Raw genomic sequence first — 24,438 nt, 5'->3', positions numbered from 1 at the left:
GGCCACAGCGCGGTGCGAACCGTTATCAGCGCTTGATAGAACTCAGGGATGGCTGAAACCGCGAAAGAGCCCCGCCCCGCCGACGAGGTCGTCGAGATCGCCCGCGACCTGATCCGGATCGACACCACCAACACCGGCGACAACGCGACCGCCAAAGGCGAGCGCGCCGCCGCCGAATACGTCGCCGAGAAGCTCGCCGAAGTCGGCCTCGAAGCGAAGATCTACGAATCCGCGCCCGGCCGCGCCTCCGTGGCCTGCCGCTTCCCCGGCGCCGACCCCTCCCGCGGGGCCCTCCTGCTCCACGGCCACCTCGACGTCGTCCCCGCCGAGGCCGGCGAATGGTCCGTCCACCCCTTCAGCGGCGAGATCAAGGACGGCTACCTCTTCGGCCGCGGCGCGGTCGACATGAAGGACTTCGACGCGATGCTCCTCGCCCTCGTGCGCGACTGGAAGCGCCGCGGCGTCCTCCCCCCACGCGACCTCGTCCTCCTCTTCACCGCCGACGAAGAGGCCGGCTCCGACTACGGCGCCCGCTTCATGGTCGAGGAGCACCCCGAGGTCTTCGAAGGCGTCACCGAAGCCGTGGGCGAAGTCGGCGGCTTCTCCATGACCCTCCCGAACGACCTGCGCGTCTACGTCGTCCAGACCGCCGAGAAGGGCCTCGACTGGCTCCGCCTGCGCGCCTCCGGGCGCCCCGGCCACGGCTCGATGCTCCACGACGACAACGCCGTCACCCGCCTCTCCCGCGCCGTCGCCAACATCGGCGGGCACCAGTTCCCCGTCGAGATCACCCCCACGGTCCGCCAGTTCCTCGAATCGGTCTCCGAACTCACCGGCATCGAGTTCGACCCGTCCAACCCCGACGAGACCGTCGCCAAACTCGGCCCCATCGCCCGCCTCGTCGGCGCGACCCTCCGCAACACCGCCAACCCCACCCGCCTCGACGCCGGCTACAAGACCAACGTCATCCCCTCCACCGCCGACGCCGTCATCGACTGCCGCTCGCTCCCGGGCCGCAACGACGAACTCGAAGCCACCCTCAAGGACCTCGCCGGAGCCGGCATCGACTTCGAATACGAGATCCGCCAGCCCGGCTACGAGACCTCCTTCGACGGCCCGCTCGTCGACGCGATGGCCGAAGCGATCCGCCTCGCCGACCCCGGCGCGGTCACCGTGCCCTACATGCTCTCCGGCGGCACCGACGCCAAGGCCTTCGCCACCCTCGGCATCCGCTGCTTCGGCTTCGCGCCGCTCCAGCTCCCCGCCGACCTCGACTTCACCGCGCTCTTCCACGGCATCGACGAGCGCGTCCCGATCTCGGGACTCCAATTCGGAGTCGACGTCATGGACCGCTTCGTCTCCCGCTCATAACCCCTGCGAGAACCCAACGGGCCCTTGCGCGGTGACCACCCTCACCGCACAAGGGCCCCTCTTGTGCTTGCCGGCCCCGAACATCGCGGCTGCGATCGTCAGCGATGTTGATTTTCTTCCTCTAGAAGCAGCCCGGTCACCGCGTCGAGCCCCGCTCCGCAGCGACCGCCACGGCACGCATCCGAAATTCCCGAAGCCATTCGCTTCCCTTTCGCGTGCCTGCATCCTCTCCTCATCGACTGCTTCCTGGAGGCCGCCTTGCTCCGCCATGTACACGTATCCCTTGTAGACGTCACCAAGCGCTACGCCGACCACCTCGTCCTCGACCGGATCGCGTTCACCGTCAAGCCCGGAGAACGCCTCGGCGTCATCGGCGACAACGGTTCGGGCAAGTCCACCCTGCTCAGGCTCCTCGCCGCCGTCGAAACACCCGACAACGGCGAACTCACCGTCACCTCCCCGGGAGGCATCGGCTACCTGCCCCAGCAGCTCGACCTGCCCGAGGACCGCACCGTCGCCGACGCGATCGACCTCGCGCTGGCCGACCTTCGCGAGATCGAGGCCGCCATGCGCGAGGCCGAGAACGCGATCGCGGGCGGCGACGAGGCCGCCGCCGAGCACTACGCGGACCTCATGGCCCGCTTCGAAGCCCGCGAGGGCTGGGACGCCGACCTGCGCGTCGACCGCGCGTGCGCCGCGCTGGGCCTGCCCGGGCTCGACCGCTCGCGCCCGATCGGCACGCTCTCGGGCGGCGAGCGCTCGCGGCTCATGCTGGCCGCGACGCTCGCCTCGCGTCCGGCGCTGCTGCTGCTCGACGAGCCGTCCAACGACCTCGACGACGCGGCCGTGTCCTGGCTCGAAGCCGAGCTGCGGGCCTGGCCGGGCACCGTCGTCGCAGTCACCCACGACCGGGCCTTCCTGGAGGCCGTGACCACCACGATGATCGAAGTGGGGGACCGCAAGGCCCGCCGCTACGGCAATGGCTATTCGGGATATCTCGTTGCCAAGGCATCCGAGCGTCAACAGGCGCAGGCCGCCTACGACGAATGGAGCGCCGAACTCGTACGCCAAGAAGGCATCGTCGACCACAACGCCGACCGCATGGGCGCGATCCCGCGCAAGCTCCCGATGGCGAACATGTCCACCGGGGCCTTCCGGGCACGCAATCGTGACCACGGCGCGTCCAGCCGCATCAAGATCGCCAAGCAGGCGCTCGAACGGCTGCGCGCCAACCCGGTCGCGCCGCCGCCCGAACCGATGCGGTTCACCTCGACCCTGGTCACCACCGAGGTCGACACGCGCCGCGCGGCACTGCGACTCGAAGGCGTGCGCGTGGGCGACCGCCTGAAGGTCGACCGGCTGTCGGTCGCCCACGGCGAACGGGTCCTCATCACCGGACCCAACGGCGCGGGCAAGACCACGCTCATGCGAGTCCTCGCCGGAGAACTCACGCCCGACGAAGGCGAGAGTGATCGGGGTGGCGCGATCGGCCACCTGCGGCAGCTCTCGGGCCCCGGCTCTGAGCGCCAATCGGTGCTGCGGGCCTTCGCCGAGGGCCGCGTCGGCACGCTCGAAGAGCACGCCGAGGCCCTGCTCTCGTTGGGGCTGTTCGCACCCGAGCAGTTCGGGACCCCGGTGGCGGCCCTCTCGACGGGCCAGCGCCGCCGCCTCGAACTCGCGAGGCTGGTGACCCGCCCGGTGGACGTGCTGCTCCTCGACGAGCCCACGAACCATCTCTCGCCGGTCCTGGCCGAACAGCTCCAGGAGGCCCTCGCGACCTACACGGGCACGGTGGTCCTGGTCAGCCACGACCGCCGCCTCCGCGAGTCCTTCGAAGGACGACGCCTGGAGATGGACGCCGGGTCCCTGGTCTGACCGAATCCGCGACGAACGGAGTGCAAACCCTGATGGCCGTATCGATCATCTACGAGACCCACTCGATCACCGAGGACAACGAACGTGGCATAGCGACCGGGCACCTGCCCGGTCGCCTGTCGGCGCGGGGCCGCGCAGCCGCCGCGGAACTCGGCGAGCGCTACCAACCGGTGGGCGCTGCAGGTCCTCTTGGGCGGCAGCCGGATCGAAGACCTCCTAGATGCGCCGTTCCAGTGGCAACCCGGCTGGCATTACCACCTCGCCTGACTCACCACCGCTGTGGGCCCTTCCGATGCCGGCACGGGAAGCGACGCCACCATTGGAATCCCAGGGCACGGTGAAGCCCATAGGGGAGAAGCGCTTCGTCTTGCGTGGGACCGCCTGTCGGACGGGTCCACGCTCGAAGGGCACCTCTCAGGCCTTGCGGTCGAACCAAGCGTCTTTATGTGCCTCGTTCCGAGCACTGCCCCCGGCCAGGGTGATCCCGACCGGAGATCTCCCACCCAATGACCCAGAAGGTCGGTTCGCTGTGAGACCCGATGGCACGAAAGGACTGAGACCTGGAAAGTCTCGGAGAAAGTCCGGTTTGCCTGTAGGCCAGAGGCTTGGCTTAGTCTGCTTGCACCTACACGACACCTGTACGTTTTCCATATCCCTGTGCGTAAATCAATTCTCCCATGAACACCAAGGGATAGCATCACCCACAAGGGTGCAAATGACTCATGTTCAACCCATCTCGCCTGCGCCGCAACCGAAACCAACCCGCCAGACCGCCGCCCAGCCCGCCCCCGCCACACCCGACCGTCGCTGACAGCTCGAACCCCGACCTTCGACCCACCGCCGTCTACCGACGAGCCAGCACCAATTCCCTGGCCTCCGTAGCGCACTGAGCCGCATACTCCGAAGGCGGATACCCGATCAAATCCTTGAAGTCATGCGTGAAATGCGCCTGATCGCTCCACCCCAGCTCCGCCGCCAGGCCCGCCAGGTCCACCCCAGGGTCAGCCGCAAGGCGGTCCGCTGCATCGTGCAACCTATACCGCCGCAGCAGCATCTTCGGCCCCAGCCCGATGTACGCCCCGAACAGCCGCTGCAGCCCCTTCACCGTCGTGAAGCACTGCGCCGCGAGCTGATCCACCCGAGTGAGCGTCCGGTCCTCCAACATCCGCGCCACGATCCCCAAGAGCTCCTCGTACCGCTCATCGACCCCGGAAGGCATCCGAGCCTTCAAGAACGCCGAGACCGCCTCGATCCCCGCCTCGTCGCCCCCGCTCATCACGATCGCGTTCAACTCGTCCACATCCGGCCCGAACACGGTCCCCGCGCCCACCGCCCAGTCCGCGACCGAGGCCGCCTCGATGCCCGTGAACGCGGTGAACCCGCCGGGCCGGAACTTCGCCCCGAACACCCGCCCGCGCCCGGCCAGCGGGTGCCGCGACACCGCCACCCCGGGCCCGTGGACCTCCGCGCCGATCACCGGCATGAAACTCAGGTTCGCGCACGGGTGGGGGATCACCACCGACTCGTACGCCGTACCCTCCGGCAGGTCCCAGTGCACCGCCCAGTACCGCTCCACGTACATGCCGAGCGCCCCCGTCACCGGATACCGCCGCAGGTCGATGTGCCGGGCGGCCTGCTGCGGTCGCAGGAGGCCCTTGTCGCTGGAAGTCGGTCCGTTCACCACGTCTGCATCGTAGATCCGGGGTACGTCGCTTTTTTACAAGCGACCGGCCCCGGCCTCGGCGAGACTGGGGCCATGAGCACAGATCCCGAGCACACCAGCGTCAACCCGATCCCCGAGGGCTACCACTCGATCACGCCGTTCATCGTGGTGAAGGAAGCCGCGAAGGCCATCGACTGGTACACCGAGGTCTTCGGCGCCGTCGAACTCACCCGCAACACCGGGCCCGACGGGAAGGTCTGGCACGCCGAGATCCAGATCGGCGACTCGATCCTCCAACTCGGCGACGTCAACCCGGGCTTCAACATGGCCGAACCCGACCCCGAGACCATCACCGCCTCGCTCGTTCTCTACGTGCCCGATACCAACGCGGTCTTCGCCAAGGCCGTCGAAGCGGGCGCGCGCGTCCGCGAGGAGCCCTCGGTCTTCCTCACCGGCGACCTGTACGGCTCGATCGCCGACCCGTTCGGCCGCCGCTGGGCGATCATGACCCGAGTCGAGGACGTCTCCCGAGAAGAGGGCGAGCGCCGCGTCGACGAGTGGATCGCCTCCATGAGCGAAGGCGAATAACCCGCCGGAGTCGCGGGTCGACGCCCGCGGCTCAATAGCTCTCCGGGTACCCCACGGTCGGCGCCGAGACGTCGTCGAGCGCCAGCCGGATCTCCGGAGGCAGGAACAGCTGCTCGGCCGCCAGCGAGGCCCGCAGCTGCGTCGCGTTGCGCGCCCCCACGATCGCCGAGGCCACGCCCGGCTGGTCGCGGACCCACGCCAGGGCGACCTCCAGCGGGCTCACCCCGAGCCCCTCGGCCGCCGTCGCGCACGCCTCCACGATCCCCGCCGACCGCTCGTCCAGGTACGCCCCGGCGAACCGCGACCACTGGGCCGAGCCCGCCCGCGAGTCGGCCGGGCGCCCGAACCGGTACTTGCCGGTGAGCACCCCGCGGCCCAGCGGCGACCACGCCAGGACGCCCATCTCCATGGCCAGGCACGCCGGGAGCACTTCGCGCTCGACCCCGCGCTGGAGCAGCGAGTACTCGACCTGGCTGGCCACGACCGGGGTGCGCCCCGGCCACGCCGACTGCCACGCGAACGCCCGCGCCGTCTGCCAACCGGTGTGGTTCGACAGCCCCACGTAGCGCACCTTGCCGCTGGCGACCGCGTTGTCGAGCACCGACATGGTCTCCTCCAGCGGCGTGTCCGGGTCGTACACGTGCAGGATCCACAGGTCGACGTAGTCGGTCCCGAGCCGGCGCAGCGACCCTTCGAGCGACCGCGTCAACCACCCGCGCGAGGTGTCCCGCTTGCGCGGCGCGCCGTCGGTGCGCACGCCCGCCTTGGTGGCGATGTGCAGCTCCGAACGCGCCGCGATCTTGCCGATGAGCTGCCCGATCACCTCTTCTGCGGCGCCCTGGCCGAACACGTCGGCGGTGTCGACGAGCGTGCCCCCGGCCTCGACGAAGGTCTGGAGCTGCGCGGCGGCATCCTCCAGCCCGGCCTCGTCGGTGGTCCAGGTCATCGTCCCCAGACCGAGCGAGGAGACCTCGATCCCGCTGCGTCCAAGTGGTCGGCGTTCCATGAGCACACAAGGTACATCGAGCAACCCTCGCATGAGTCCCGCAGGTGCGCTTGAGAGGACGTGTCCGAAGCCTCCCCGCGCGATTCGCCGCCGCTGGCCGCGCGGCCGGTATTCGAAATAAGATCGCGGACATGGATTCCTGGACCGCACCGCACGTACCCTCCCTGCCCGGCCACGGCCCGACCCTGCGCCTGCACGACACCGCCTCGGCGGGCCTGCGCGAGACCGTCGAGCCCGGCGGCGAGCGCGCGACCATGTACGTGTGCGGCATCACCCCCTACGACGCCACGCACCTCGGCCACGCCGCCACCATGATCACGTTCGACCTGGTCCACCGGTACTGGCTCGACCAAGGCCTCGACGTCCACTACGTGCAGAACGTGACCGACGTCGACGAGCCCCTGTTCGAGCGCGCCGAACGCGACGGCACCGACTGGCAGGTCCTCGGCCTGCGCGAGACCGCGCTCTACCGCGAGGATATGGAGGCCCTCCAGGTCCTCCCGCCGCGCGACTTCGTCGGCGCCGTCGAGTCCATCCCCTCGGTCGGCAAGGCCGTCGCCGAACTCCTCGACAAGGGCGCGGCCTACCGCCACGACAGCGGCGACGTCTACTACTCGGTCCAGTCCCACCCCGGCTTCGGCTCCGAGTCGAACTACGACCGCGAGACCATGCTCCGCTACGCCCGCGAAAGGGGCGGCGACCCCGACCGCGAAGGCAAGCGTGACGCCCTCGACCCGATCCTGTGGAACGCCCCCAAGGACGGCGAGCCCTCCTGGGACTCCGCCGCCGGCCCCGGGCGCCCCGGCTGGCACATCGAGTGCGCCTGCATCGCCCTCGACCACCTCGGCCCCCAGATCCACGTCCAGGGCGGCGGCAACGACCTCATCTACCCCCACCACGAGATGTCCGCCGCGCACGCCGAGTCCCTTTCTGGCGCAAGCCCGTTCGCCCGCGCCTACGTCCACACCGGCATGATCGGCCTCGATGGCGAGAAGATGTCGAAGTCCCTGGGCAACCTCGTGTTCGTCTCCAAACTCCGCGCCGAAGGCACCGACCCCGCCGCCGTGCGCCTGGCGCTTCTGGCCCAGCACTATCGCGAGGACCGCCAGTGGAGCGCTGCCGCGCTCGCCGAAGCCGAACTGCGCCTGGGGCGCTGGCGCGAGGCCGTCGGCCGCGAACTGGCCGTCCCGGCCGGGGCGATGCTCACCGCCGTTCGCGAGCGCCTCGCCGACGACCTCGACACCGCCGGAGCCCTGCGGGCCGTCGACGAGTGGGCCGCCGAGACGCTCGCCGCAGGTGGGGAGGACCCCTCGGCCCCGAGCCTCGCCCGCGACACGATCGGAGGAATCCTCGGCATAGACTGCACGCGCTGATTGTGCGAAATGCCGAGTATCGGTACGCTCATCACTGAGCGTGGCCGACTCCCCATTCCCCTGGAGTCGAATTGAAGATCCTGCTGCTTGCGTCCGCCTTCAACGGTCTCACCCAGCGCGTCTGGTGCACCCTGCGCGAGCAGGGGCACGACGTCGGCGTCGAACTCGCCCCCGCCCACGACACCCCCGAGTCGCTCACGCGCACCGTCGAGCGCATCGACCCCGACCTCATCGTGTGCCCCTTCCTCAAGCACCGCGTACCGGAGGAGGTGTGGCGGCGCTGGACCACCGTGATCGTCCACCCCGGACCGGTCGGCGACAGGGGCCCCTCCTCGCTCGACCACGCCCTGCTGGGCCAGAGCCCCCGCTGGGGCGTCACGGCCCTCTCGGCGGTCGAGGAGATGGACGCGGGCCCCATCTGGGCCTCCTTCACGTTCGACGTCCCCCAGGGGATCACCAAGAGCGCCCTCTACAACAGCCGCGTGGCCGACGCGGCGATGGAGTGCGTCGCGGCCACCGTCCGCAAGGTCGCCGCCGGGGAGCGGCCGATCCCGGCCGACCGCCACCCGCGCCCGATCCCCGGCACCGGCGAACTCCCGCTGCTGCGCCGCCCCGCGTTCACGCTCGACTGGCGCGCCCCCGCGGCCGACCTGGCCCGCCGCATCGCCGCCGCCGACGGCGCCCCCGGCGCCTCGGCCGAGATCGCCGGGCGCACCTACTGCCTCTACGACGCCGCCGCCACCGACGAGCGGACCCTCGCCGAGCCGGGCACCATCGTCGGCCGCGACTGCGAGTCGATCGCGTTCGCGACCGGCCGCGGCCTCCTGTGGGTCGGCTACGCCGCCCTCCTCGAACGCAAGCGGGGCCCCAAGCTCCCCGCCGCGATGGTCGTCGACGCCGCGAGCGTCCCCTTCCGGCCCGCCCCCGACGCGATCGCCGAGACTCGCTACCGCCGCGAAGGCGACATCGGCTACCTGTCGATTCGCTCCTACAACGGCGCCATGCACACCGAGCAGTGCCGCCGCCTCACCGGAGCGGTCGAGAAGGCCCTCACCGAGGACACCCGCATCCTCGTGATCACCGGCACCGAGCACGCCTTCTCCAACGGCATCCACCTCGGCGTCATCGACGCCGCGGCCGACCCCGCGGCCGAGGCCTGGGACAACATCAACGCCATCGACGACCTGTGCCTGGCGATCGCCGAGGCCGACCAGCTCACCGTCGCCGCGTTCTCGGCCAACGCCGGCGCGGGCGGGGTCATGGCCGCGCTCTGCGCCGACGTCACCGTCGCCCGCGACGGCACCGTCCTCAACCCCTACTACGACATGGGCATCTACGGCTCCGAGCTGCACACCTGGTCGGTCGCCAACCGCGTCGGCGCCCAGACCGCCGCCAGGCTCCTGGGGGACAAGCTCCCGATCTCGGCCGCCGAGGCCGCCCGGATCGGCCTCATCGGCGCGGTCGGCCCCCGCGACTGGGACGAGTTCGGGCGCTGGCTGCGGGCCGTGGCGGTCGGCTACAACGAGCCGGTCGCGCGCGGGCGCATGTTCGCCGCGAAGGCCCGCCGCAGGGCCGAGGCCAAGCCGATGTCGTACTACCGCACCATCGAGCTGGCCGAGATGGCCCGCGACATGTTCGACGACAGGCACGGTTTCGACGCCAAGCGCCGCGCGTTCCTCGGCAAGTCGGCCCCCGCCGAGACCCCCGCGAAGCTGCGCTTCGGCCAGGGACAGGGCTTGCCAGTCTCGCCAGTGCGTTGACAGGCCGCGTCCCACCTGATGGACTGTCCCTATGTTCGAAGAAGGACAGTACTTCGCGCCGGTCAACACCGACGCCGACGGCACGGTCGTCGTGGAACTGGGTGAGAACCACCCGGGCTTCGCCGACCCCGAGTACCGCGACCGGCGCAACGCCATCGCGGCCCTCGCAATGGACTGGGACCCGGGCCTACCCATGCCCCAGGTCGCCTACACCGACACCGAGCACGAGATCTGGCGGCTGGTCAGCGCCGAACTCGCCATCAAGCACCGGGAACTGGCCGCCAGCGAGTACCTCGAAGGCGGCGAGCGCCTCAAGCTCCCCGCCGACCACATCCCGCAGCTCCACGAGGTCTCCGAGGCCCTCGCGCCGCTGACGGGGTTCAGCTACCTGCCCGCGGCCGGGCTGGTGCCGCTGCGCGAGTTCTACGGGGTGCTGGCCGACGGGAAGTTCCACGCGACCCAGTACATCCGCCACCACTCGGTGCCGCTGTACACGCCTGAACCCGACGTGATCCACGAGGTCATCGGCCACGCCAACGCCCTCGCGTCGCCGAGGTTCGCCGCGCTGTACCGAGCCGCGGGCGAGGCGGCCCGCCGCGTCCACTCCGAGGACGCGCTCGAATTCGTCTCCCGCGTCTTCTGGTTCACCCTGGAGTTCGGGGTGATGAGCGAGAAGGACGGCCTCAAGGCCTACGGCGCGGGCATCCTCTCCTCCTACGGGGAGATCGACGAGTTCCGCGGGATGACCATCATGCCGCTCGACCTGGTCACGATGGGCACCATCGACTACGACATCACGCACTACCAGGACAAGCTCTTCGACGCCGGTTCGATGGAGCAGCTGGAGGACGTGGTGGGGGAGTTCTGGGAGACCTGCGACGACGACTCGATCGAGCGGCTCCTGGCCGACGCCGGGAAGGGCTAGGCGGGGCCTAGTAAAGGCCCTTCTCGTACACCTCGCCGTAGTGCTGCTCCAGTTGCTCGACGGTCTCTGCGACGATCTGGGTCTCCTTGACCAGCTGCGCCTGCGAGGGCAGCGTGTCGGGATTCCAGGACTCGGGGTTCCAGATGCCCGAGCGCATGGCGGCCTTGCCGCAGTGGTAGAAGATCGTGTCGATCTCGACCACGAGCGCCAGGATCGGCTTGTGGCCCTTGACGATCATGTGCTCGAAGAAGGGCGCGTCCGAGACCACACGGGCGCGCCCGTTGATCCGCAGCGTCTCGCGGCGCCCGGGGAGGACCGACAGCAGGCCCACATGCGGGTTCGCGAGCACGTTCATGTAGCCGTCGACGCGCCGGTTGCCCTTGCGCTCGGGGATGGCGATCGTGGTGTCGTCGAGCACGTGCACGATCCCGGCCGGGTCGCCCTTGGGGGAGGCGTCGCAGTTGCCCTCGGCGTCGGTGGTCGCCACGACCACGTACGGCGAGGCCGCCAGCCATTCGCGGTCCCTGGGGTGGAGTCGGAACCGCTCCTTCTCGGCGGCGCGGGACATCGGTTCCCCGACGATCTCGCGGAGCTTCGCGGGGTCGGTGACTTCGGTCCACAGTCGAGTGTCATCGTCCATTGAGTTGTTTCCTTCCGGCAGAGGGAGGTTCAAGGCCGATGCTACGCCCCGTCCCGGTTGGGGTCGAGTCTGTTGCGACGGTCGTCCGCATCTTGGAGCGCGTGCCGCACCGCGTAGCGGACCACCCAGTACAGGATGTAGAAGCCGAGGGCGGCGAAGAAGAAGGGGAGGAATTCCATACCCGCATCCTATTGATCCGAGTGTGATCTTCCACCGACACGGTGCCCAGCCTGTGAAACCGACTTCCCACTTGTCGGCACGCGTCGGTACCCTTGGTCCCGTGTCTACGCAGAGTCTGTTCCTCGATGTCCTCAGCCGCCGCGTCGTGATCGCCGACGGGGGCATGGGCACGATGCTCCAGACCTTCGACCCCACCATGGAGGACTACGACGGCCACGAGGGCCTCTCGGACATCCTCTGCCTCACCCGGCCCGACATCGTGCTCGGCATCCACGACGCCTACCTGGCCGCCGGGGCCGACTGCGTCGAGACCAACAGCTTCAACGCCAACTACGGCGGCCTGGTCGAATACGACATCGCCGACCGCGCCCGCGAGATCGCCCGCGCCGCCGCCTCCCTGGCCCGCCAGAAGGCCGACGAGTACGCCACCCCCGAATGGCCCCGCTTCGTCCTCGGCTCCATGGGCGGCGGCACCCGCCTGCCCACCCTCGGCCACGCCCCGTTCGCGCTCCTGCGCGACCACTACGAGGCATGCTCGGTCGGCCTCATCGAAGGCGGCGCCGACGCGCTCCTGGTCGAGACCGCCCAAGACCTCCTCCAGGCCAAGGCCGCCGTCATCGGCGCGAAGCGGGCCAACGCCGCCCTCGGCACCGCCGTCCCCATCATCGCCCAGGTCACCGTCGAGACCACCGGCACCATGCTCGTCGGCGGCGAGATCGGCGCGGCCCTGACCAGCCTCGCCGCCCTCGGCATCGACCTCATCGGCCTCAACTGCGCCACCGGCCCCGCCGAGATGAGCGAGCACCTGCGCTACCTCTCGCGCCACTCGCCGGTCCCGATCTCGGTCATGCCCAACGCGGGCCTGCCCACCCTCGGCCCGAACGGCGCGGTCTACCCCCTCACCCCCGAGGAGCTCGCCGACGCCCACGAGGACTTCGTCAAGAACTACGGCGTGAGCCTGGTCGGCGGCTGCTGCGGCACCACCCCCGACCACATCCGCGCCGTCCGCGCCCGCCTCGGCGGCGCCGACCTCATCGCCCCCAAGGACCGCACCCCCGTCCTCGAAGCGGGCGTCTCCTCGTCCTACCACCACGTGCCCTACCGCCAGGACGCCTCGATCCTCAACGTCGGCGAGCGCACCAACGCCAACGGCTCCAAGGCCTTCCGCGACGCGATGCTCGCCGCCGACTACGACCGCTGCGTCGAGATCGCCCGCGAGCAGGCCGGCGGCGGCTCCCACCTGCTCGACTTGTGCGTCGACTACGTCGGCCGCGACGGCGCCGAGGACATGAAGGTCCTCGCCTCCCGCTTCGCGACCGCCTCGACCCTGCCGATCATGCTCGACTCCACCGAGCCGAACGTGGTCGAAGCCGGCCTCGACGCCCTCGGCGGCAAGTGCATCGTCAACTCCGTCAACTTCGAGGACGGCGACGGCCCCACCTCCCGCTACCAGCGCATGATGCCCCTCGTCGCCGAACACGGCGCGGGCGTCGTGGCCCTGTGCATCGACGAGGACGGCCAGGCCCGCGACCGCGACTGGAAGGTCCGCGTCGCCACCCGCCTCATCGACGACCTCACCGGCACCTGGGGCATGAACATCGAGGACATCTTCGTCGACGCCCTCACCTTCCCCATCTCCACCGGCCAGGAGGAGACCCGCCGCGATGGGCTGGAGACCATCGAGGCCATCCGCGAGATCGCCCGCCTCTACCCCGACGTCAACTTCACCCTCGGCGTCTCCAACATCTCCTTCGGCCTCAACCCGGCCGCCCGCCAGGTCCTCAACTCCGTGTTCCTCCACGAATGCGTCGAGGCCGGCCTGACCAGCGCCATCGTCCACGCCTCCAAGATCCTCCCGATGGCCTCCATCCCCGAGGAGCACAAACAGGTCGCCCTCGACATGGTCTACGACCGCCGCACCGAGGACTACGACCCGCTCCAGCGCCTCATCGAGATCTTCGACGGCGTCAGCCTCGCCGGCACCAAGGAGGCCCGCGCCGAAGCCCTCGCCGCCCTCCCGCTGGGCGAGCGCCTCGCCCAGCGCATCATCGACGGCGACAAGAACGGCATGGACACCGATCTCGACGAAGCCCTCGCGGGCGGCACGCGCCCCCTGGAGATCATCAACGACCACCTCCTCGAAGGCATGAAGGTCGTCGGCGACCGCTTCGGCGCCGGCGAGATGCAGCTCCCGTTCGTGCTCCAGTCCGCCGAGGCCATGAAGTTCGCCGTCGCCCACCTCGAACCCCACATGGACAAGGCCGACTCCACCGACAAGGGCACCATCGTCCTGGCCACCGTCCGCGGCGACGTCCACGACATCGGCAAGAACCTCGTCGACATCATCCTGTCCAACAACGGCTACACCGTCGTCAACCTCGGCATCAAACAGCCCATCAACGCCATCCTCGACGCCGCCGAAGCACACGACGCCGACGTCATCGGCATGAGCGGCCTCCTGGTCAAGTCCACCGTCATCATGAAGGACAACCTCGCCGAGATGATGGCCCGCAGCCTCCACCGGCGCTGGCCCGTCCTCCTCGGCGGCGCCGCGCTCACCCGCGCCTACGTCGAGGACGACCTCCGCGACATGTTCCAAGGCGGCCAGGTCCACTACGCCCGCGACGCGTTCGAAGGCCTCTCCCTGATGGACAAGGTCATGACCGCCCGCCGCACCGGCGTGCCCATCTCCGACCCCGAGCAGGACGCCAAGATCGCGCTGCGCCGCCAAAGGCGCGCCAAGCAGGCCACCCTCGTCGCCGAGACCCTCCCCGACCTCGACGACACCTCGGTGCGCTCGAACGTGGCCACCGACGTCGACATCCCCGTCCCGCCGTTCTACGGCTCCCGCGTCGTCAAGGGCATCGCCCTCGCCGAATACGCGTCCATGCTCGACGAACGCGCCACCTTCCTCGGCCAATGGGGCCTCAAACCCGGCCGCGGCGACGACGGCGCCTCCTACGAGGAACTGGTCGAGACCGAAGGCCGCCCGCGCCTGCGCTACTGGCTCGACCGCCTCGCCACCGACAACGTCATCGAAGCCAAGGTCGTCTACGGCTACCTCCCGGTCTACTCCGAAGGCAACACCCTCGTCGTCCTCGACGAGAACGGCCACGCCGAAAGGGCCCGCTTCACCTTCCCGCGCCAAAGGCACGGCAAGCGCCTGTGCCTGGCCGACTTCTTCCGCGCCAAGGACGGCGAGCAGCTCGACGTCCTCGGCATGCAACTGGTCACGTTGGGCTCCAAGGTCTCCGAGTACACCAACGAGCTCTTCGCGGCCAACGCCTACCGCGACTACCTCGAAGTCCACGGCCTCACCGTGCAGCTCACCGAATCGCTCGCCGAGTACTGGCACCGCCGCATCCGCCGCGAATGGACCCTCCCCGGCGGCGGCACCGTCGGCGACGCCGACCCCGGCGACCTCTCCGGCATCCTCGACGTCGACTTCCGCGGCTGCCGCTACTCCTTCGGCTACCCGGCCTGCCCCGAGCTCGCCGACCGCGCCACCCTCGTCGACCTCCTCGGCGCCGACCGCATCGGCGTCGAACTCTCCGAAGGGGACCAGCTCCACCCCGAGCAGTCCACCGACGCGATCGTGCTCCACCACCCCGAAGCGAGCTACTTCAACGCGAAATAACGGGCACCGCTGCCCGGCGCCGATGCGGCGCCGGGCACTCGACCCCCACCGCTTCCCACCCGCCACCCGCGGCCCGGCACCATAGACCCATGTCGCACGAACTCGTCGCCTATCTCGGCGTCATGGACGCCGGGAAGTCCACCCTCGCCCTCCAATACCACCACTCACTCGGCGGCGACGGCGTCGTGTACACCTCAATGGACCGCGGCGGCGAAGGCGTCGTCTCCAGCCGCCTGGGCCTGAGCCACCAAGCCCGCGAAGTCAAACCCGGCTTCGACATCTACGACGACCTCGCCGAACTCAGACCCCCCTACGTCGTGGTCGACGAAGTCCAGTTCCTCGAAGCGCCCAAACAGATCAACCACCTCGCCGACGCCGTCGACGGCCTCGGCATCGACGTCTACGCCTTCGGCCTCAAAACCGACTTCCTCGGACGCCTCTTCCCCGCCTCCCAGCGCCTCATCGAACTCGCCGACCGCGTCGAAGAACTCCCCGTCCGCGTCAACTGCTGGTGCGGCGAAAGGGGCACCCACAACGCCCGCGTCCGCGAGGGCGTCATGGTCTTCTCCGGCGACCTCGTCGAAGTCGGCGACATGGACTCCTACACCGTCCTGTGCCGCCGCCACCACCGCGCCGGACTCGCCTGACCCCTGTGAGCCGCCTCGCGGCCCCACCGCAAACCTGGAACGCCCCCAGGCCCCGCACGTACTGTGGGGCCTGTGACTGACCTTCCGCCGTTCCCGCAGGCCGTGCTCTTCGACATGGACGGCACCCTCGTCGACAGCGAACCGGTCTGGGACGGCGGCATCGAAGAACTCGCCCAGATCCTCGGCGGCACCCTCGACCCCGACGTCCGCGCCCGCATGGTCGGCACCAACGAAGACGCCTCGGTCCTCATGCTCCTCGAAAGCCTCGGCCGCCCCCTCGCCGAAGCCCCCGAACGCCAACGCTGGCTCCGCCGCCGCATGAGGGAACTCTTCAGCCAAGGCGTCGCCTGGAAACCCGGCGCCCGCGAACTCCTCCTCGAAACCCGCGCCGCCGGCATCCCCACCGCCCTGGTCACCTCCACCCCCCGCGAACTCGCCGACGTCATCCTCGGCGGCCTCGGCCCCGACAACTTCGACATCACCCTCTGCGGCGACGAAGTCGACCAGCGCAAACCACACCCCGAGCCCTACCTCGCCGCCGCCGCCAAACTCGGCGTCGACATCACCGCCTCGGTCGCCCTCGAAGACTCCCTCGCCGGCGTCACCTCCGCGCTGGCCGCCGGAGCGGTCACCGTCGCGATCCCCTCCGAAGTCCCGCTCCCGGCCGACCTCGACGTGCACCACCTCAGTAGCCTCGACGGCATCGACCTGGCCTACCTGCGCGCCCTGGTCTCCTAAAACTCGTTGACCGCCCGGCCCGGCTGCGCCAGTCTGACCGGATGGAAGCCGAGCCCAGCCACGTCATCGTCAAGGCCCTCGCCGACCCCGAGCGGCTCAAGGTCTTCGCCGAACTCGTCCTCGCCGATTCGGGCGTCGCACTCGCCGATCTGAAGACCCGAAACCCGGGCGCCGAGCGCGCCCTCTCCCGCCTGTTCGAGGCCGGCCTGGTCGTCCGCGAGGACGGCGGCCTCCGCGCCGCACCGGACGCGTTCCGCGCCGCCGCCGCGGCCGCTCGCCGGACCCGTCCCGACGCGCCCGCGGGCGTCGCCCCCGAGATCGCCGGGCTCTACTCGGGCGGACGCATCGCCCAGCGCCCGGTCAATCGCCGCACCCGGTCGCCCTCCTCAAGGACCTCGCCGCCCGCCTCTTCGAGTTCGAACGCGTCTACGCCGAACGCGAGGTCACCGAGGCGCTCGCGACCGAATTCGACGACCCGCTCCAACTGCGCCGCGACATGATCGACGAGCTCATCCTCGAACGCACCGAAGGCGGCGCCGAGTACCGCCGCCGCGTCCCCCCGCCCCTCTGACCCCAAGCACCACGACGGCCGCGAAGCGAACGCTTCGCGGCCGTCGTACGTCGTGCCTCACGCCTTCGCCGTGTAGTCCTCCCGGTGCAGGTCGCCCCAGCGCTCCAGCGGCAGCAGCGCCTCGTTCAGCGACTCACCGCGCGGCGTCAGCGAGTACTCCACGCGCGGCGGCACCTCGGCGTACAGCTCCCGGTGCACCACGCCGCTCGCCTCGAGTTGCCGCAGGTTCTCCGCGAGCACCTTCTCGCTCACCCCGTCGAGCTTGCGGCGGATCTGCCCGAACCGCACCGGTCCCTCGGCCAGCACCCACATCAGGTGCATCTTCCACTTGCCGCCGACCACGTCGATCGCGATGCTCATTCCGCAGATTTGATCCGCGTCACTCTCGGCCAGCATCGAACCCCTCCCGGCCATATTTCGAACCTCGAAGTAAGTAGCCGCACCTGGAAGTGCGGTCTTGCAGAGCCTACCCGCAGCCACCACCATTGGACCGGCAAGCAGCACTCAGGAACCACCACTTACCAAGGGGCACAACATGTCTGCCAAGAACTCGGTCACCGTGATCGGCCTGGGCCCGATGGGCCGGGCCACCGTCAAGGTCCTCCTCGACGCCGGATACGACGTCACCGCCTGGAACCGCAGCCGCCCGAAGCTCGACGCTATCGCCGAACTGGGCGCGGTCCCCGCCCCGACCGCCGCAGCGGCCGTGGCCGCCAACGACACCGTCCTGCTCTCGCTCATCCACTACGACGCGATGTACGGCGTCCTCGAGCAGGCCGACCTCACCGGCAAGACCATCGTCAACCTGTCCTCCGACTCGCCCGGCAACGCCCGCCGCGGCGCGGCCTGGGTCGCCGAGCGCGGCGGAACGTTCCTCACCGGCGCCTACATGACCCAGAGCGACGACCTCAAGCACGCCGCCTCGCGCCTGTACGTCAGCGGCCCCGAGGACCTCTACGCCACCCAGAAGGAACTGCTGGAGACCCTGGTCCCCAACGAGTACCTCGGCGCCGACTACGGCACCGCCCAGCTCTACTACCAGGCGGGGCTCGCCCAGTTCCACGCGTTCCTCGCGTCCTTCGAGCAGGCCGTGGCCATCGTCGACGCCGCGGGGGAGGACGTCGACCGCTTCGTCGCCTTCGCCACCGAGTCGCCCGACAGCTACAAGGACTTCATGCTCTTCTTCGCCGAGGCCGCGAAGCAGGGCGGCTGGGGCGACGTCGCCAACCTCCAGATGATGCACGCCGGAGCCCAGCACGTCATCGACACCGCCGAAGAACTCGGCGTCGACGCCGACCTCACCCGCACCCTCCAGCGCTACTACCAGCGCGCCCTGGACGCCAGCGAAAAGTCCGGCACGCCCGTCCCCAGCTACCAGATCTTCCGCCACGGCGCCTGACCACCGCCCCGACCCGGGCCCGGCAGGGTGCCAGGGCCCGGACCAGCATCGAAAGGAACAACCATGAGCGCGAACGCGAAGTCGACCGTCACCGTCCTCGGCCTCGGCGCGATGGGCTCGGCCATCGCCGAGCGACTCCGCCGGACCGGCCACACCACCACGGTCTGGAACCGCACAGCCGCCAAGACCCGACCGCACGTCGAAGCCGGCTCCGCCGCCGCCCCCACGGTCGCCGACGCCGTCCGAGCGAGCGACCTCGTCCTCGTCGTCCTGCTCGACCACGCCAGCGTCCGCGAGCACCTCGATCCCGTCGCCGCCGAACTGCGCGGCAGGACCGTCGTCAACCTCGTCACGACCACCCCGAACCAGGCCCGTGAAACCGCCGCCTGGGCCGCCGAGGAGGGCATCGCCTACGTCGACGGCGCGATCATGGCCACCCCGGACATGATCGGCGGTCCGGGCTCGCGCCTGCTCTACTCCGGCGACGAGGCCGCCTACACCAGCGCCAGATCCGCCCTCGAGACCCTCGGCACCGCCGATTTCGAAGGCGCCGACGCGGGCCTGGCCTCGCTCAAGGACATGGCGCTGCTCTCCGCGCTGGACCTCATGTTCAGCGGCTACGTCCAGGCCATCGCCATGATGCGCACGGTCGGCGTCCCCGCCGTCGAGACGGCCCGCGAAGTCCAGGCCTGGCTCGAACCGATGCTTTCCTACGGTCCCGGGCTCGCCGCGATCATCGACGGCGGCACGTACGACACCGGCGGCCAGAGCGTCGACTTCAGCCGCGCCGGTCAGGCCTCGCTCATCACCGCCAGCCGCGAGCAGGGCATCAGCGCGGCCCTGCTCGAACCGCACAAGAAACTGCTCGACGAACTCGCGGCCACCGGCCGCGGCGACAGCGACTGGCTCCGCATCGTCGACCTCCTCACCATCAGCAAATGACCGCTAAGGAAACCGCAATGTCCAAGGGCACCATCAGCATCCTCGGCCTCGGCGCGATGGGTTCGGCCATCGTCGACCGCCTCCGCGAGTCCGGTTACGACACCGTGGTCTGGAACCGCACCGCAGCGAAGGCCGAACCGCATGTCAAGGCCGGATCGGAGCACGCCGCCACGGTCGCCGAAGCGGCCCGGGCCGGGGACATCGTCATCGCCGTCCTGCTCGACCACGCCAGCGTCCGCGAACACCTCGAACCGGTCGCGACCGAGCTCAAAGGCAAAGTGGTCGTCAACCTGACGACCACCACTCCGAACGAGTCCCGCGCCACCGCCGCGTGGGCCGCCGAGCACGGGCTCTCCTACCTCGACGGCGCGATCATGGCCACGCCGCCGATGATCGGCCGGCCCGGTTCGAGCCTGCTCTACTCCGGCGACGAGAACGCGTTCGCGATCGCCAAGCTCGCCTTGGAGACCCTCGGCACCGCCGATTTCGAAGGCGCCGACGCGGGCCTGGCCTCGCTCAAGGACATGGCGCTCCTGTCGGCGATGTACCAGATGTTCACCGGGTTCCTCCAGGCCGCCGCGATGATGCGCACCGTCGGCGTCGCCGCGGGCCGGACCGCCGAAGACGTCATCGCCTGGCTCAGTGAGCTGATCCCGCACGTGGGCCACTTCGCCGCCGTCATCGACGGCGAAGACGACGACCCGGCCCTGCGCCAGGACGTGGCGTTCACCAGGCCCGCGATCGCCTCGCTCATCACCGCCGCCCGCGAGCAGGGCGTCAGCTCGGACTTCCTCGAACCGCTCAAGAAGCACCTCGACGAGCTCGCGGCCACCGGCCGCGGCGACGCGAACTGGATCAGCGTCATCGACCAGTTCCCGATCAACGAGTAAGCCCAAACGGGGGCGGGGGACTAGTCTCCCGCCCTCAACAGCGCCAGCTTCTCGTACCCGTCGGTCCCCGGATCGGCCGTCAACGTCACCAGCATCTGCCCCGACCCGTCGGCCACCCGGAACTGGTCCTTGTGCAACTGGAACCGACCCACCATCGGGTGGTCGAACTGCACGCTCCCGATGTTGCAGTCGCGCACCTCGGCCTTGGCCCACAGCTCCGCGAAGGAACGGTGCCGCACCGAGAGCTCGCCGATCAAAGCGATCATCTCCGCGTCCTCGGGGAACAGCGCCGCCATCTTCCGCAACTGCGCCACCGTCTCCCACGAGCACAACGCCTCCCAGTCGGGGAAGAACGCCCGCGAGTCGTCGTCGAACAGCAGCCGCACGAAGTTCGGCCCCGACTCCAGGTCCCAACCGAAACCCCCGTACAGCAACTGCGCCATCCGGTTCGAAGCCAGCACGTCCTGCCGGTGGTTCAAGATCAGCGCCGGAAACGCGTCGATCGCCGCCAGCATCGTCTGCAACGAGGGCCGCACACCCTCCGACACCTGGAACGGGCTCAACCGCGAGTTCCCCGCCAGCCGGTGCAGATGCGCCCGCGTGGTCTCGTCCAGCCGCAGCGCCCGCGCCACCGCGTCCAGCACCTGGTCGGACGGATGCTTCGCCCGGCCCTGCTCCAGCCGCGTGTAGTAGTCCACGCTCACCCCGGCCAGCATCGCCAGCTCCTCGCGGCGCAGTCCCGGCACCCGCCGCCGCATGTCCTCGGGAAACCCCACGTCGGCCGGGTTCACCCTCGCGCGCCGCGCCTGGAGGAACTTCCCCAGGTCGACCACGTCCTCCAGTTTGTGGATCCCCGTCGCATCAGATGACATCACTCAAACCTCCGCGGCAAGTATCGCCGCCGAGCGGCCCGGCTGCCTAGGTCTGTCAGTCCTAGGGTCGAACGACCCCAGGTCGAACAGACGTCTGGCAGGCCTGCGGATTCACCCGCACGATGGACCGCATGAGAACACACCTCGTCTACGCCCACCCGCACCACGGCTCGCTCAACGCCTCGCTCCGCGACGAAGCCGTCCAGACCCTCGAAGGCCTCGGCCACACCGTCACCGTCTCCGACCTCTACGCCATGAAATGGAAGGCCGTCGCCGACTTCGACGACTACGGCCCCACCGAGGCCGACTCCTTCATCAACGCCTCCGCCCAGGCCTGGGACGAGGGCACCCTCTCGGCCGACATCCTGGCCGAACAGGAGAAGCTCCTGGCCGCCGACAACCTCATCCTCCAGTTCCCCCTGTGGTGGTTCTCCATGCCCGCCATCATGAAAGGCTGGATGGACCGCGTCTTCACCAACGGCTTCGGCTACGGCACCTCCCGCGACTGGAAGCGCTACGGCGAAGGCAGACTCGAAGGCAAGCGCGCCATGATCGTGGTGACCACCGGCGCCGCCGACACCCACCTGTCCGCACGCGGCATCAACGGCGCCATCGACGACCTGCTCTTCCCCATCCAGCACGGCATCCTCTTCTACACCGGCATGGAAGTCCTCCCGCCCCTCGCGCTCACCGGCGCCGGCTGGAACCCCGACTACGAAGGCATGACCAAGCGGCTGCGCGAACGCCTCGAAACCCTCGCCGAGACCGCACCCATCGCCTACCGCCACCAGTCCACCGACTACGACGAGGACAAGCTCCTCCTCCCGGGCCTCGAACCCGAAGGCACCACCGGCTTCGCCCTCCACACCGCCTGAGACGCAAAGAGCCGGAGCGACCATGTCGCTCCGGCTCCGCACACCGTCCCCCTCAGGGACGCCCCGCTACTCGAACGGGAACTTGTCCGCGAACGCGGGCTTCAGGTCGTCCACCCACACGGCGTTCTCATCGAACTTCGCGTAGAACGGAATCCCCACGATCGAGGGATCCCGCGCCTGGAGCATCCGCAGCGCGAACACCTTCTCCTCACCGATCTGGACGACTCCGTCCACCGCTACCTTGCCCGGCGTGGCCGACATCGACGGGCCTCTCACGGTCCGGCACAAGCCGGAGACCTGACTGAACGCGTCCCGGTAGATCTCCCAAGCCCGCCACAGCGGCACCGAGAAGTAGTCCTGCGGGCCGGTGTCGCGCTCCACGAACATGTAGTACGGGATCATCCCCAGCTTGTGCTGGGTCCTCCACATCCCCGCCCACTGCTGCGCGTCGTCGTTGATCGTCCTGATCAACGGCGCCTGCGTCCGGATCACCGCACCGGTGGACCTGATGCGCCGCACCGCCTCCTGGACGAGCTCGGACTCCAGCTCCTTGTGGTGCGAGAAGTGCGCCATGAACGCCAGGTTCTTCCCCGACGCGACCACCCGCTCGAACAGGCGCAGCGTGTCATCGGCATCAGGGTCCGACACGAACCGCTGCGGCCAGTACGCCAACGCCTTCGACCCGATCCGGATCGACTCCACGTGGTCCATCTCCAGCAGCGGCTCGATGTACCGCCGCAGGACCGGCTCACCCATGATCATCGGGTCCCCGCCGGTGAGCAGCACACTGCTCACCTCCGGGTGGTCCCGCACGTAACCGGTGAGCTGCTCGGTGTCGTTGTTCGCCATCTTCAAATCGGCGATCCCCACGAACTGCGCCCACCTGAAGCAGTAGGTGCAGTACGCGTGGCAGGTCTGCCCCTGCTGCGGGAAGAACAGCACCGTCTCGCGGTACTTGTGCTGGAGCCCCGGCACCGGGTCCTCGCCGGCCTTGGGGATGTTGAGCTGAAGCTGCCCCGCCGGATGCGGATTGAGCTTGAACCGGATCCGATTGGCCGCGGCCGTGAGCTCCTGCTTCGAAGCTTCGGCCTTGAGCAGCCCCGCGATGTGGTCCACGTCCTCCGCGGGAAGCATGTCCTCCTGCGGGAAGACCAGCCGGAACATCGGGTCGTCGAACGCGCGGTCCCAGTCGATGAGCTCATCGACCACGTACGCGTTCGTCCGGAACGGCAGCACCGACGCCACGGCCTTCGTACGAAGCCGCTGCTCCTCTGTCAGCGGCGCTCGCTGGAGCAGTTCCTCCAGGTGTCGAATGGTGTAGGCCTGGAACCGCCTACCGGTGTTTTCAGGAGCAGTCACGAGAACTCCCTCCTCTTGCGATGTAGGTCTGCAACTGGGCAGGCAGGCCTCGTTAACAGACAAGTGCGCGAAACCAACGTTCACCCTGCCGTCCCGGGCTCTCGCCCGTGTCCGGCGCCGCGCTCCTCAGACCGCGGCCGGTGCACCCGATGCTTCCGCGCACACTGTGCGTGATTATGAAATTCTCAGTGGTTTGCGACGACCCTAACCCAGAGTCGCCTCAAGGGAGATCGGGACCGCCTTGAGCGCCTGGCTCACCGGGCACCCGTCCTTCGTGGCCGCCGCGATCTCGTCGAACTCGGCCTTCTCGATACCCGGCACCACCGCGCGCACCACCAGAGCGATGCCCGTGATCCCCGTGCCCGGCTTGAAGTCCACCCCGGCCTCGGTAACGATCTCGTCCGCCGTGTAGCCGGCCTTCCCCAAGCCCGCCGAGAGCGCCATCGAATAGCAGGAGGCGTGCGCCGCCGCGATGAGCTCCTCCGGGCTGGTCTTCCCCTCCGGGTCGTTCGCGCGCGACGCCCACGTGACGGGGGTGTCGGCGATACCGGACGACACGAAGCTGGTCACGCCGCCCCCGTCCTGAAGCCCACCGGTCCAACGGGTCCGTGCGTTACGAGTGACTGACATGCCTTCTCCTCTGATCGGAGTTCCTTCGCTCGCAGGCTAACAGCCGCACTCGCAGTCGGCAGAGCGTCCGCGACGGCGGCCGGGCATGCCCGCCTGCCGCCGTCCTCGGGAAAACCATTGAAGTCTTCCCAGGTCAAGCGTATCGTTGAACAACAGGTGACCCCCCTGATTTCAGGGGCAACGAGGGTGTGTATATTTGTCTCTGCCCGCGGGGGAACGGAACAGCCGAGGAAGACGAGGCCGGTCCGGAGATCACGGAGGCACGCGACAGACTTAAGCGCTGGCGCGGTCCGAGATCGAGGCGCGGGGATCACCTGAGACTTCATAGAGGCTCAATCGCATGTGACCAGGGTCAAGCATCCTGAGTTGGACGATGCGGTTCGAGGCTAGTAATGTTGATCGGGTTGCTTCGGCGGAGAATAAATCCTTGTGTGGGTGGTTTCTTTGTGGTGGCGTGTTGTTTGAGAACTCAACAGGGTGTTTGGATGGTCAGCGTG

At 69.2% G+C, this 24,438-nt stretch carries 21 protein-coding genes and 1 pseudogene; 14 read left to right on the top strand and 8 right to left on the bottom strand.

Annotated elements, in window-relative coordinates; translation table 11 throughout:
* Positions 1-48 precede the first annotated feature (48 nt).
* Positions 49-1,371 (top strand): M20/M25/M40 family metallo-hydrolase, encoded by a 1,323-nt coding sequence (locus AB0B28_RS10025; RefSeq protein WP_360119205.1) that lies wholly within the window; start codon positions 49-51, stop codon positions 1,369-1,371.
* A gap of 258 nt (positions 1,372-1,629) precedes the next feature.
* A complete protein-coding gene (gene abc-f / locus AB0B28_RS10020) occupies positions 1,630-3,246 on the top strand; it encodes a ribosomal protection-like ABC-F family protein (protein WP_360119203.1) in 1,617 nt (538 codons plus the stop codon).
* Between the two features lie 844 nt (positions 3,247-4,090).
* On the opposite strand, the gene AB0B28_RS10015 is transcribed toward abc-f, so the two are convergent.
* Entirely contained in the window at positions 4,091-4,927 is an 837-nt protein-coding gene (locus AB0B28_RS10015; RefSeq protein WP_360119201.1) for a helix-turn-helix domain-containing protein, read from the bottom strand.
* A gap of 75 nt (positions 4,928-5,002) precedes the next feature.
* Here AB0B28_RS10015 and AB0B28_RS10010 point away from each other — a divergent pair, with 75 nt between their 5' ends.
* Positions 5,003-5,497, top strand: coding sequence for a VOC family protein (locus tag AB0B28_RS10010; RefSeq protein WP_360119199.1), 495 nt, complete (start codon positions 5,003-5,005; stop codon positions 5,495-5,497).
* A 31-nt stretch (positions 5,498-5,528) separates the two neighbouring features.
* On the opposite strand, the gene AB0B28_RS10005 is transcribed toward AB0B28_RS10010, so the two are convergent.
* Positions 5,529-6,503, bottom strand: coding sequence for an aldo/keto reductase (locus tag AB0B28_RS10005; RefSeq protein WP_360119197.1), 975 nt, complete (start codon positions 6,501-6,503; stop codon positions 5,529-5,531).
* Positions 6,504-6,634: 131 nt separating this feature from the next.
* Between AB0B28_RS10005 and mshC the strand changes: the two genes are divergently transcribed.
* From mshC to AB0B28_RS09990, 3 genes are all read left to right on the top strand, one after another.
* Positions 6,635-7,876, top strand: a complete 1,242-nt coding sequence (gene mshC / locus AB0B28_RS10000) for a cysteine--1-D-myo-inosityl 2-amino-2-deoxy-alpha-D-glucopyranoside ligase (RefSeq protein ID WP_360119195.1) — start codon at positions 6,635-6,637, stop codon at positions 7,874-7,876.
* Positions 7,877-7,947: 71 nt separating this feature from the next.
* Positions 7,948-9,636, top strand: coding sequence for an enoyl-CoA hydratase-related protein (locus tag AB0B28_RS09995; protein ID WP_360119193.1), 1,689 nt, complete (start codon positions 7,948-7,950; stop codon positions 9,634-9,636).
* Between the two features lie 31 nt (positions 9,637-9,667).
* Positions 9,668-10,561: a phenylalanine 4-monooxygenase gene (locus AB0B28_RS09990; RefSeq protein ID WP_360119191.1), complete on the top strand. Its 894-nt coding sequence runs from the start codon at positions 9,668-9,670 to the stop codon at positions 10,559-10,561.
* A gap of 7 nt (positions 10,562-10,568) precedes the next feature.
* Here AB0B28_RS09990 and AB0B28_RS09985 read toward each other — a convergent pair whose 3' ends face one another.
* Complete coding sequence (locus tag AB0B28_RS09985) at positions 10,569-11,201, bottom strand: pyridoxamine 5'-phosphate oxidase family protein (protein WP_360119189.1); 633 nt, start codon at positions 11,199-11,201, stop codon at positions 10,569-10,571.
* A gap of 41 nt (positions 11,202-11,242) precedes the next feature.
* Positions 11,243-11,380: a hypothetical protein gene (locus AB0B28_RS09980; protein WP_360119187.1), complete on the bottom strand. Its 138-nt coding sequence runs from the start codon at positions 11,378-11,380 to the stop codon at positions 11,243-11,245.
* Positions 11,381-11,481: 101 nt separating this feature from the next.
* Between AB0B28_RS09980 and metH the strand changes: the two genes are divergently transcribed.
* The 4 genes and pseudogenes from metH to AB0B28_RS09960 all read left to right on the top strand — a co-directional run.
* On the top strand, positions 11,482-15,018 hold the full coding sequence (gene metH / locus AB0B28_RS09975; RefSeq protein ID WP_360119185.1) for a methionine synthase: 3,537 nt from the start codon (positions 11,482-11,484) through the stop codon (positions 15,016-15,018).
* A gap of 89 nt (positions 15,019-15,107) precedes the next feature.
* Complete coding sequence (locus AB0B28_RS09970; RefSeq protein WP_360119183.1) at positions 15,108-15,665, top strand: thymidine kinase; 558 nt, start codon at positions 15,108-15,110, stop codon at positions 15,663-15,665.
* 102 nt (positions 15,666-15,767) lie between these two features.
* Positions 15,768-16,403 carry an HAD family phosphatase gene (locus AB0B28_RS09965; RefSeq protein WP_360119499.1) on the top strand — a complete coding sequence of 212 codons (636 nt, stop codon included), beginning with the start codon at positions 15,768-15,770 and terminating at the stop codon, positions 16,401-16,403.
* A gap of 415 nt (positions 16,404-16,818) precedes the next feature.
* Positions 16,819-16,974, top strand: a pseudogene (locus AB0B28_RS09960) (DUF2087 domain-containing protein); the annotation flags it as partial.
* 57 nt (positions 16,975-17,031) lie between these two features.
* Here the strand turns inward: AB0B28_RS09960 and AB0B28_RS09955 are convergent.
* On the bottom strand, positions 17,032-17,370 hold the full coding sequence (locus tag AB0B28_RS09955; RefSeq protein WP_360119181.1) for a helix-turn-helix domain-containing protein: 339 nt from the start codon (positions 17,368-17,370) through the stop codon (positions 17,032-17,034).
* 139 nt (positions 17,371-17,509) lie between these two features.
* Between AB0B28_RS09955 and AB0B28_RS09950 the strand changes: the two genes are divergently transcribed.
* The 3 genes from AB0B28_RS09950 (at position 17,510) to AB0B28_RS09940 (ending at position 20,205) form a co-directional block, all read left to right on the top strand.
* Positions 17,510-18,373, top strand: coding sequence for an NAD(P)-binding domain-containing protein (locus tag AB0B28_RS09950; protein WP_360119179.1), 864 nt, complete (start codon positions 17,510-17,512; stop codon positions 18,371-18,373).
* Between the two features lie 63 nt (positions 18,374-18,436).
* Positions 18,437-19,315, top strand: coding sequence for an NAD(P)-binding domain-containing protein (locus AB0B28_RS09945; RefSeq protein ID WP_360119177.1), 879 nt, complete (start codon positions 18,437-18,439; stop codon positions 19,313-19,315).
* Entirely contained in the window at positions 19,312-20,205 is an 894-nt protein-coding gene (locus AB0B28_RS09940; RefSeq protein WP_360119175.1) for an NAD(P)-binding domain-containing protein, read from the top strand. The genes AB0B28_RS09945 and AB0B28_RS09940 overlap by 4 nt, the downstream gene beginning before the upstream one ends.
* A gap of 20 nt (positions 20,206-20,225) precedes the next feature.
* Here AB0B28_RS09940 and AB0B28_RS09935 read toward each other — a convergent pair whose 3' ends face one another.
* On the bottom strand, positions 20,226-21,077 hold the full coding sequence (locus AB0B28_RS09935) for a helix-turn-helix transcriptional regulator (protein ID WP_360119173.1): 852 nt from the start codon (positions 21,075-21,077) through the stop codon (positions 20,226-20,228).
* A 131-nt stretch (positions 21,078-21,208) separates the two neighbouring features.
* Between AB0B28_RS09935 and AB0B28_RS09930 the strand changes: the two genes are divergently transcribed.
* Positions 21,209-21,952: an NAD(P)H-dependent oxidoreductase gene (locus AB0B28_RS09930; protein WP_360119172.1), complete on the top strand. Its 744-nt coding sequence runs from the start codon at positions 21,209-21,211 to the stop codon at positions 21,950-21,952.
* 66 nt (positions 21,953-22,018) lie between these two features.
* On the opposite strand, the gene AB0B28_RS09925 is transcribed toward AB0B28_RS09930, so the two are convergent.
* Positions 22,019-23,311, bottom strand: a complete 1,293-nt coding sequence (locus tag AB0B28_RS09925) for a lysine 2,3-aminomutase (RefSeq protein WP_360119170.1) — start codon at positions 23,309-23,311, stop codon at positions 22,019-22,021.
* Positions 23,312-23,515: 204 nt separating this feature from the next.
* Positions 23,516-23,941 (bottom strand): OsmC family peroxiredoxin, encoded by a 426-nt coding sequence (locus AB0B28_RS09920; protein ID WP_360119168.1) that lies wholly within the window; start codon positions 23,939-23,941, stop codon positions 23,516-23,518.
* Positions 23,942-24,438 lie beyond the last annotated feature (497 nt).

The sequence above is a fragment of the Glycomyces sp. NPDC046736 genome, assembly GCF_040645615.1.
Lineage (GTDB): Bacteria > Actinomycetota > Actinomycetes > Mycobacteriales > Micromonosporaceae > Glycomyces.
This window is presented reverse-complemented; position numbering and strand designations above follow the sequence as displayed.

What these genes read in the sequence shown, in the direction of transcription:
- AB0B28_RS09985 (WP_360119189.1), bottom strand. Translation starts at nt 11,201, where the DNA reads ATGGACGATGACACTCGACTGTGGACCGAAGTCACCGACCCCGCGAAG.
- AB0B28_RS09930 (WP_360119172.1), top strand. Translation starts at nt 21,209, where the DNA reads ATGAGAACACACCTCGTCTACGCCCACCCGCACCACGGCTCGCTCAAC.
- AB0B28_RS10025 (WP_360119205.1), top strand. Translation starts at nt 49, where the DNA reads ATGGCTGAAACCGCGAAAGAGCCCCGCCCCGCCGACGAGGTCGTCGAG.
- mshC (WP_360119195.1), top strand. Translation starts at nt 6,635, where the DNA reads ATGGATTCCTGGACCGCACCGCACGTACCCTCCCTGCCCGGCCACGGC.
- AB0B28_RS09990 (WP_360119191.1), top strand. Translation starts at nt 9,668, where the DNA reads ATGTTCGAAGAAGGACAGTACTTCGCGCCGGTCAACACCGACGCCGAC.
- AB0B28_RS09950 (WP_360119179.1), top strand. Translation starts at nt 17,510, where the DNA reads ATGTCTGCCAAGAACTCGGTCACCGTGATCGGCCTGGGCCCGATGGGC.
- AB0B28_RS10010 (WP_360119199.1), top strand. Translation starts at nt 5,003, where the DNA reads ATGAGCACAGATCCCGAGCACACCAGCGTCAACCCGATCCCCGAGGGC.
- AB0B28_RS09945 (WP_360119177.1), top strand. Translation starts at nt 18,437, where the DNA reads ATGAGCGCGAACGCGAAGTCGACCGTCACCGTCCTCGGCCTCGGCGCG.
- AB0B28_RS09970 (WP_360119183.1), top strand. Translation starts at nt 15,108, where the DNA reads ATGTCGCACGAACTCGTCGCCTATCTCGGCGTCATGGACGCCGGGAAG.
- AB0B28_RS09940 (WP_360119175.1), top strand. Translation starts at nt 19,312, where the DNA reads ATGACCGCTAAGGAAACCGCAATGTCCAAGGGCACCATCAGCATCCTC.
- AB0B28_RS09920 (WP_360119168.1), bottom strand. Translation starts at nt 23,941, where the DNA reads ATGTCAGTCACTCGTAACGCACGGACCCGTTGGACCGGTGGGCTTCAG.
- AB0B28_RS10005 (WP_360119197.1), bottom strand. Translation starts at nt 6,503, where the DNA reads ATGGAACGCCGACCACTTGGACGCAGCGGGATCGAGGTCTCCTCGCTC.
- AB0B28_RS09980 (WP_360119187.1), bottom strand. Translation starts at nt 11,380, where the DNA reads ATGGAATTCCTCCCCTTCTTCTTCGCCGCCCTCGGCTTCTACATCCTG.
- AB0B28_RS09935 (WP_360119173.1), bottom strand. Translation starts at nt 21,077, where the DNA reads ATGTCATCTGATGCGACGGGGATCCACAAACTGGAGGACGTGGTCGAC.
- AB0B28_RS09955 (WP_360119181.1), bottom strand. Translation starts at nt 17,370, where the DNA reads ATGCTGGCCGAGAGTGACGCGGATCAAATCTGCGGAATGAGCATCGCG.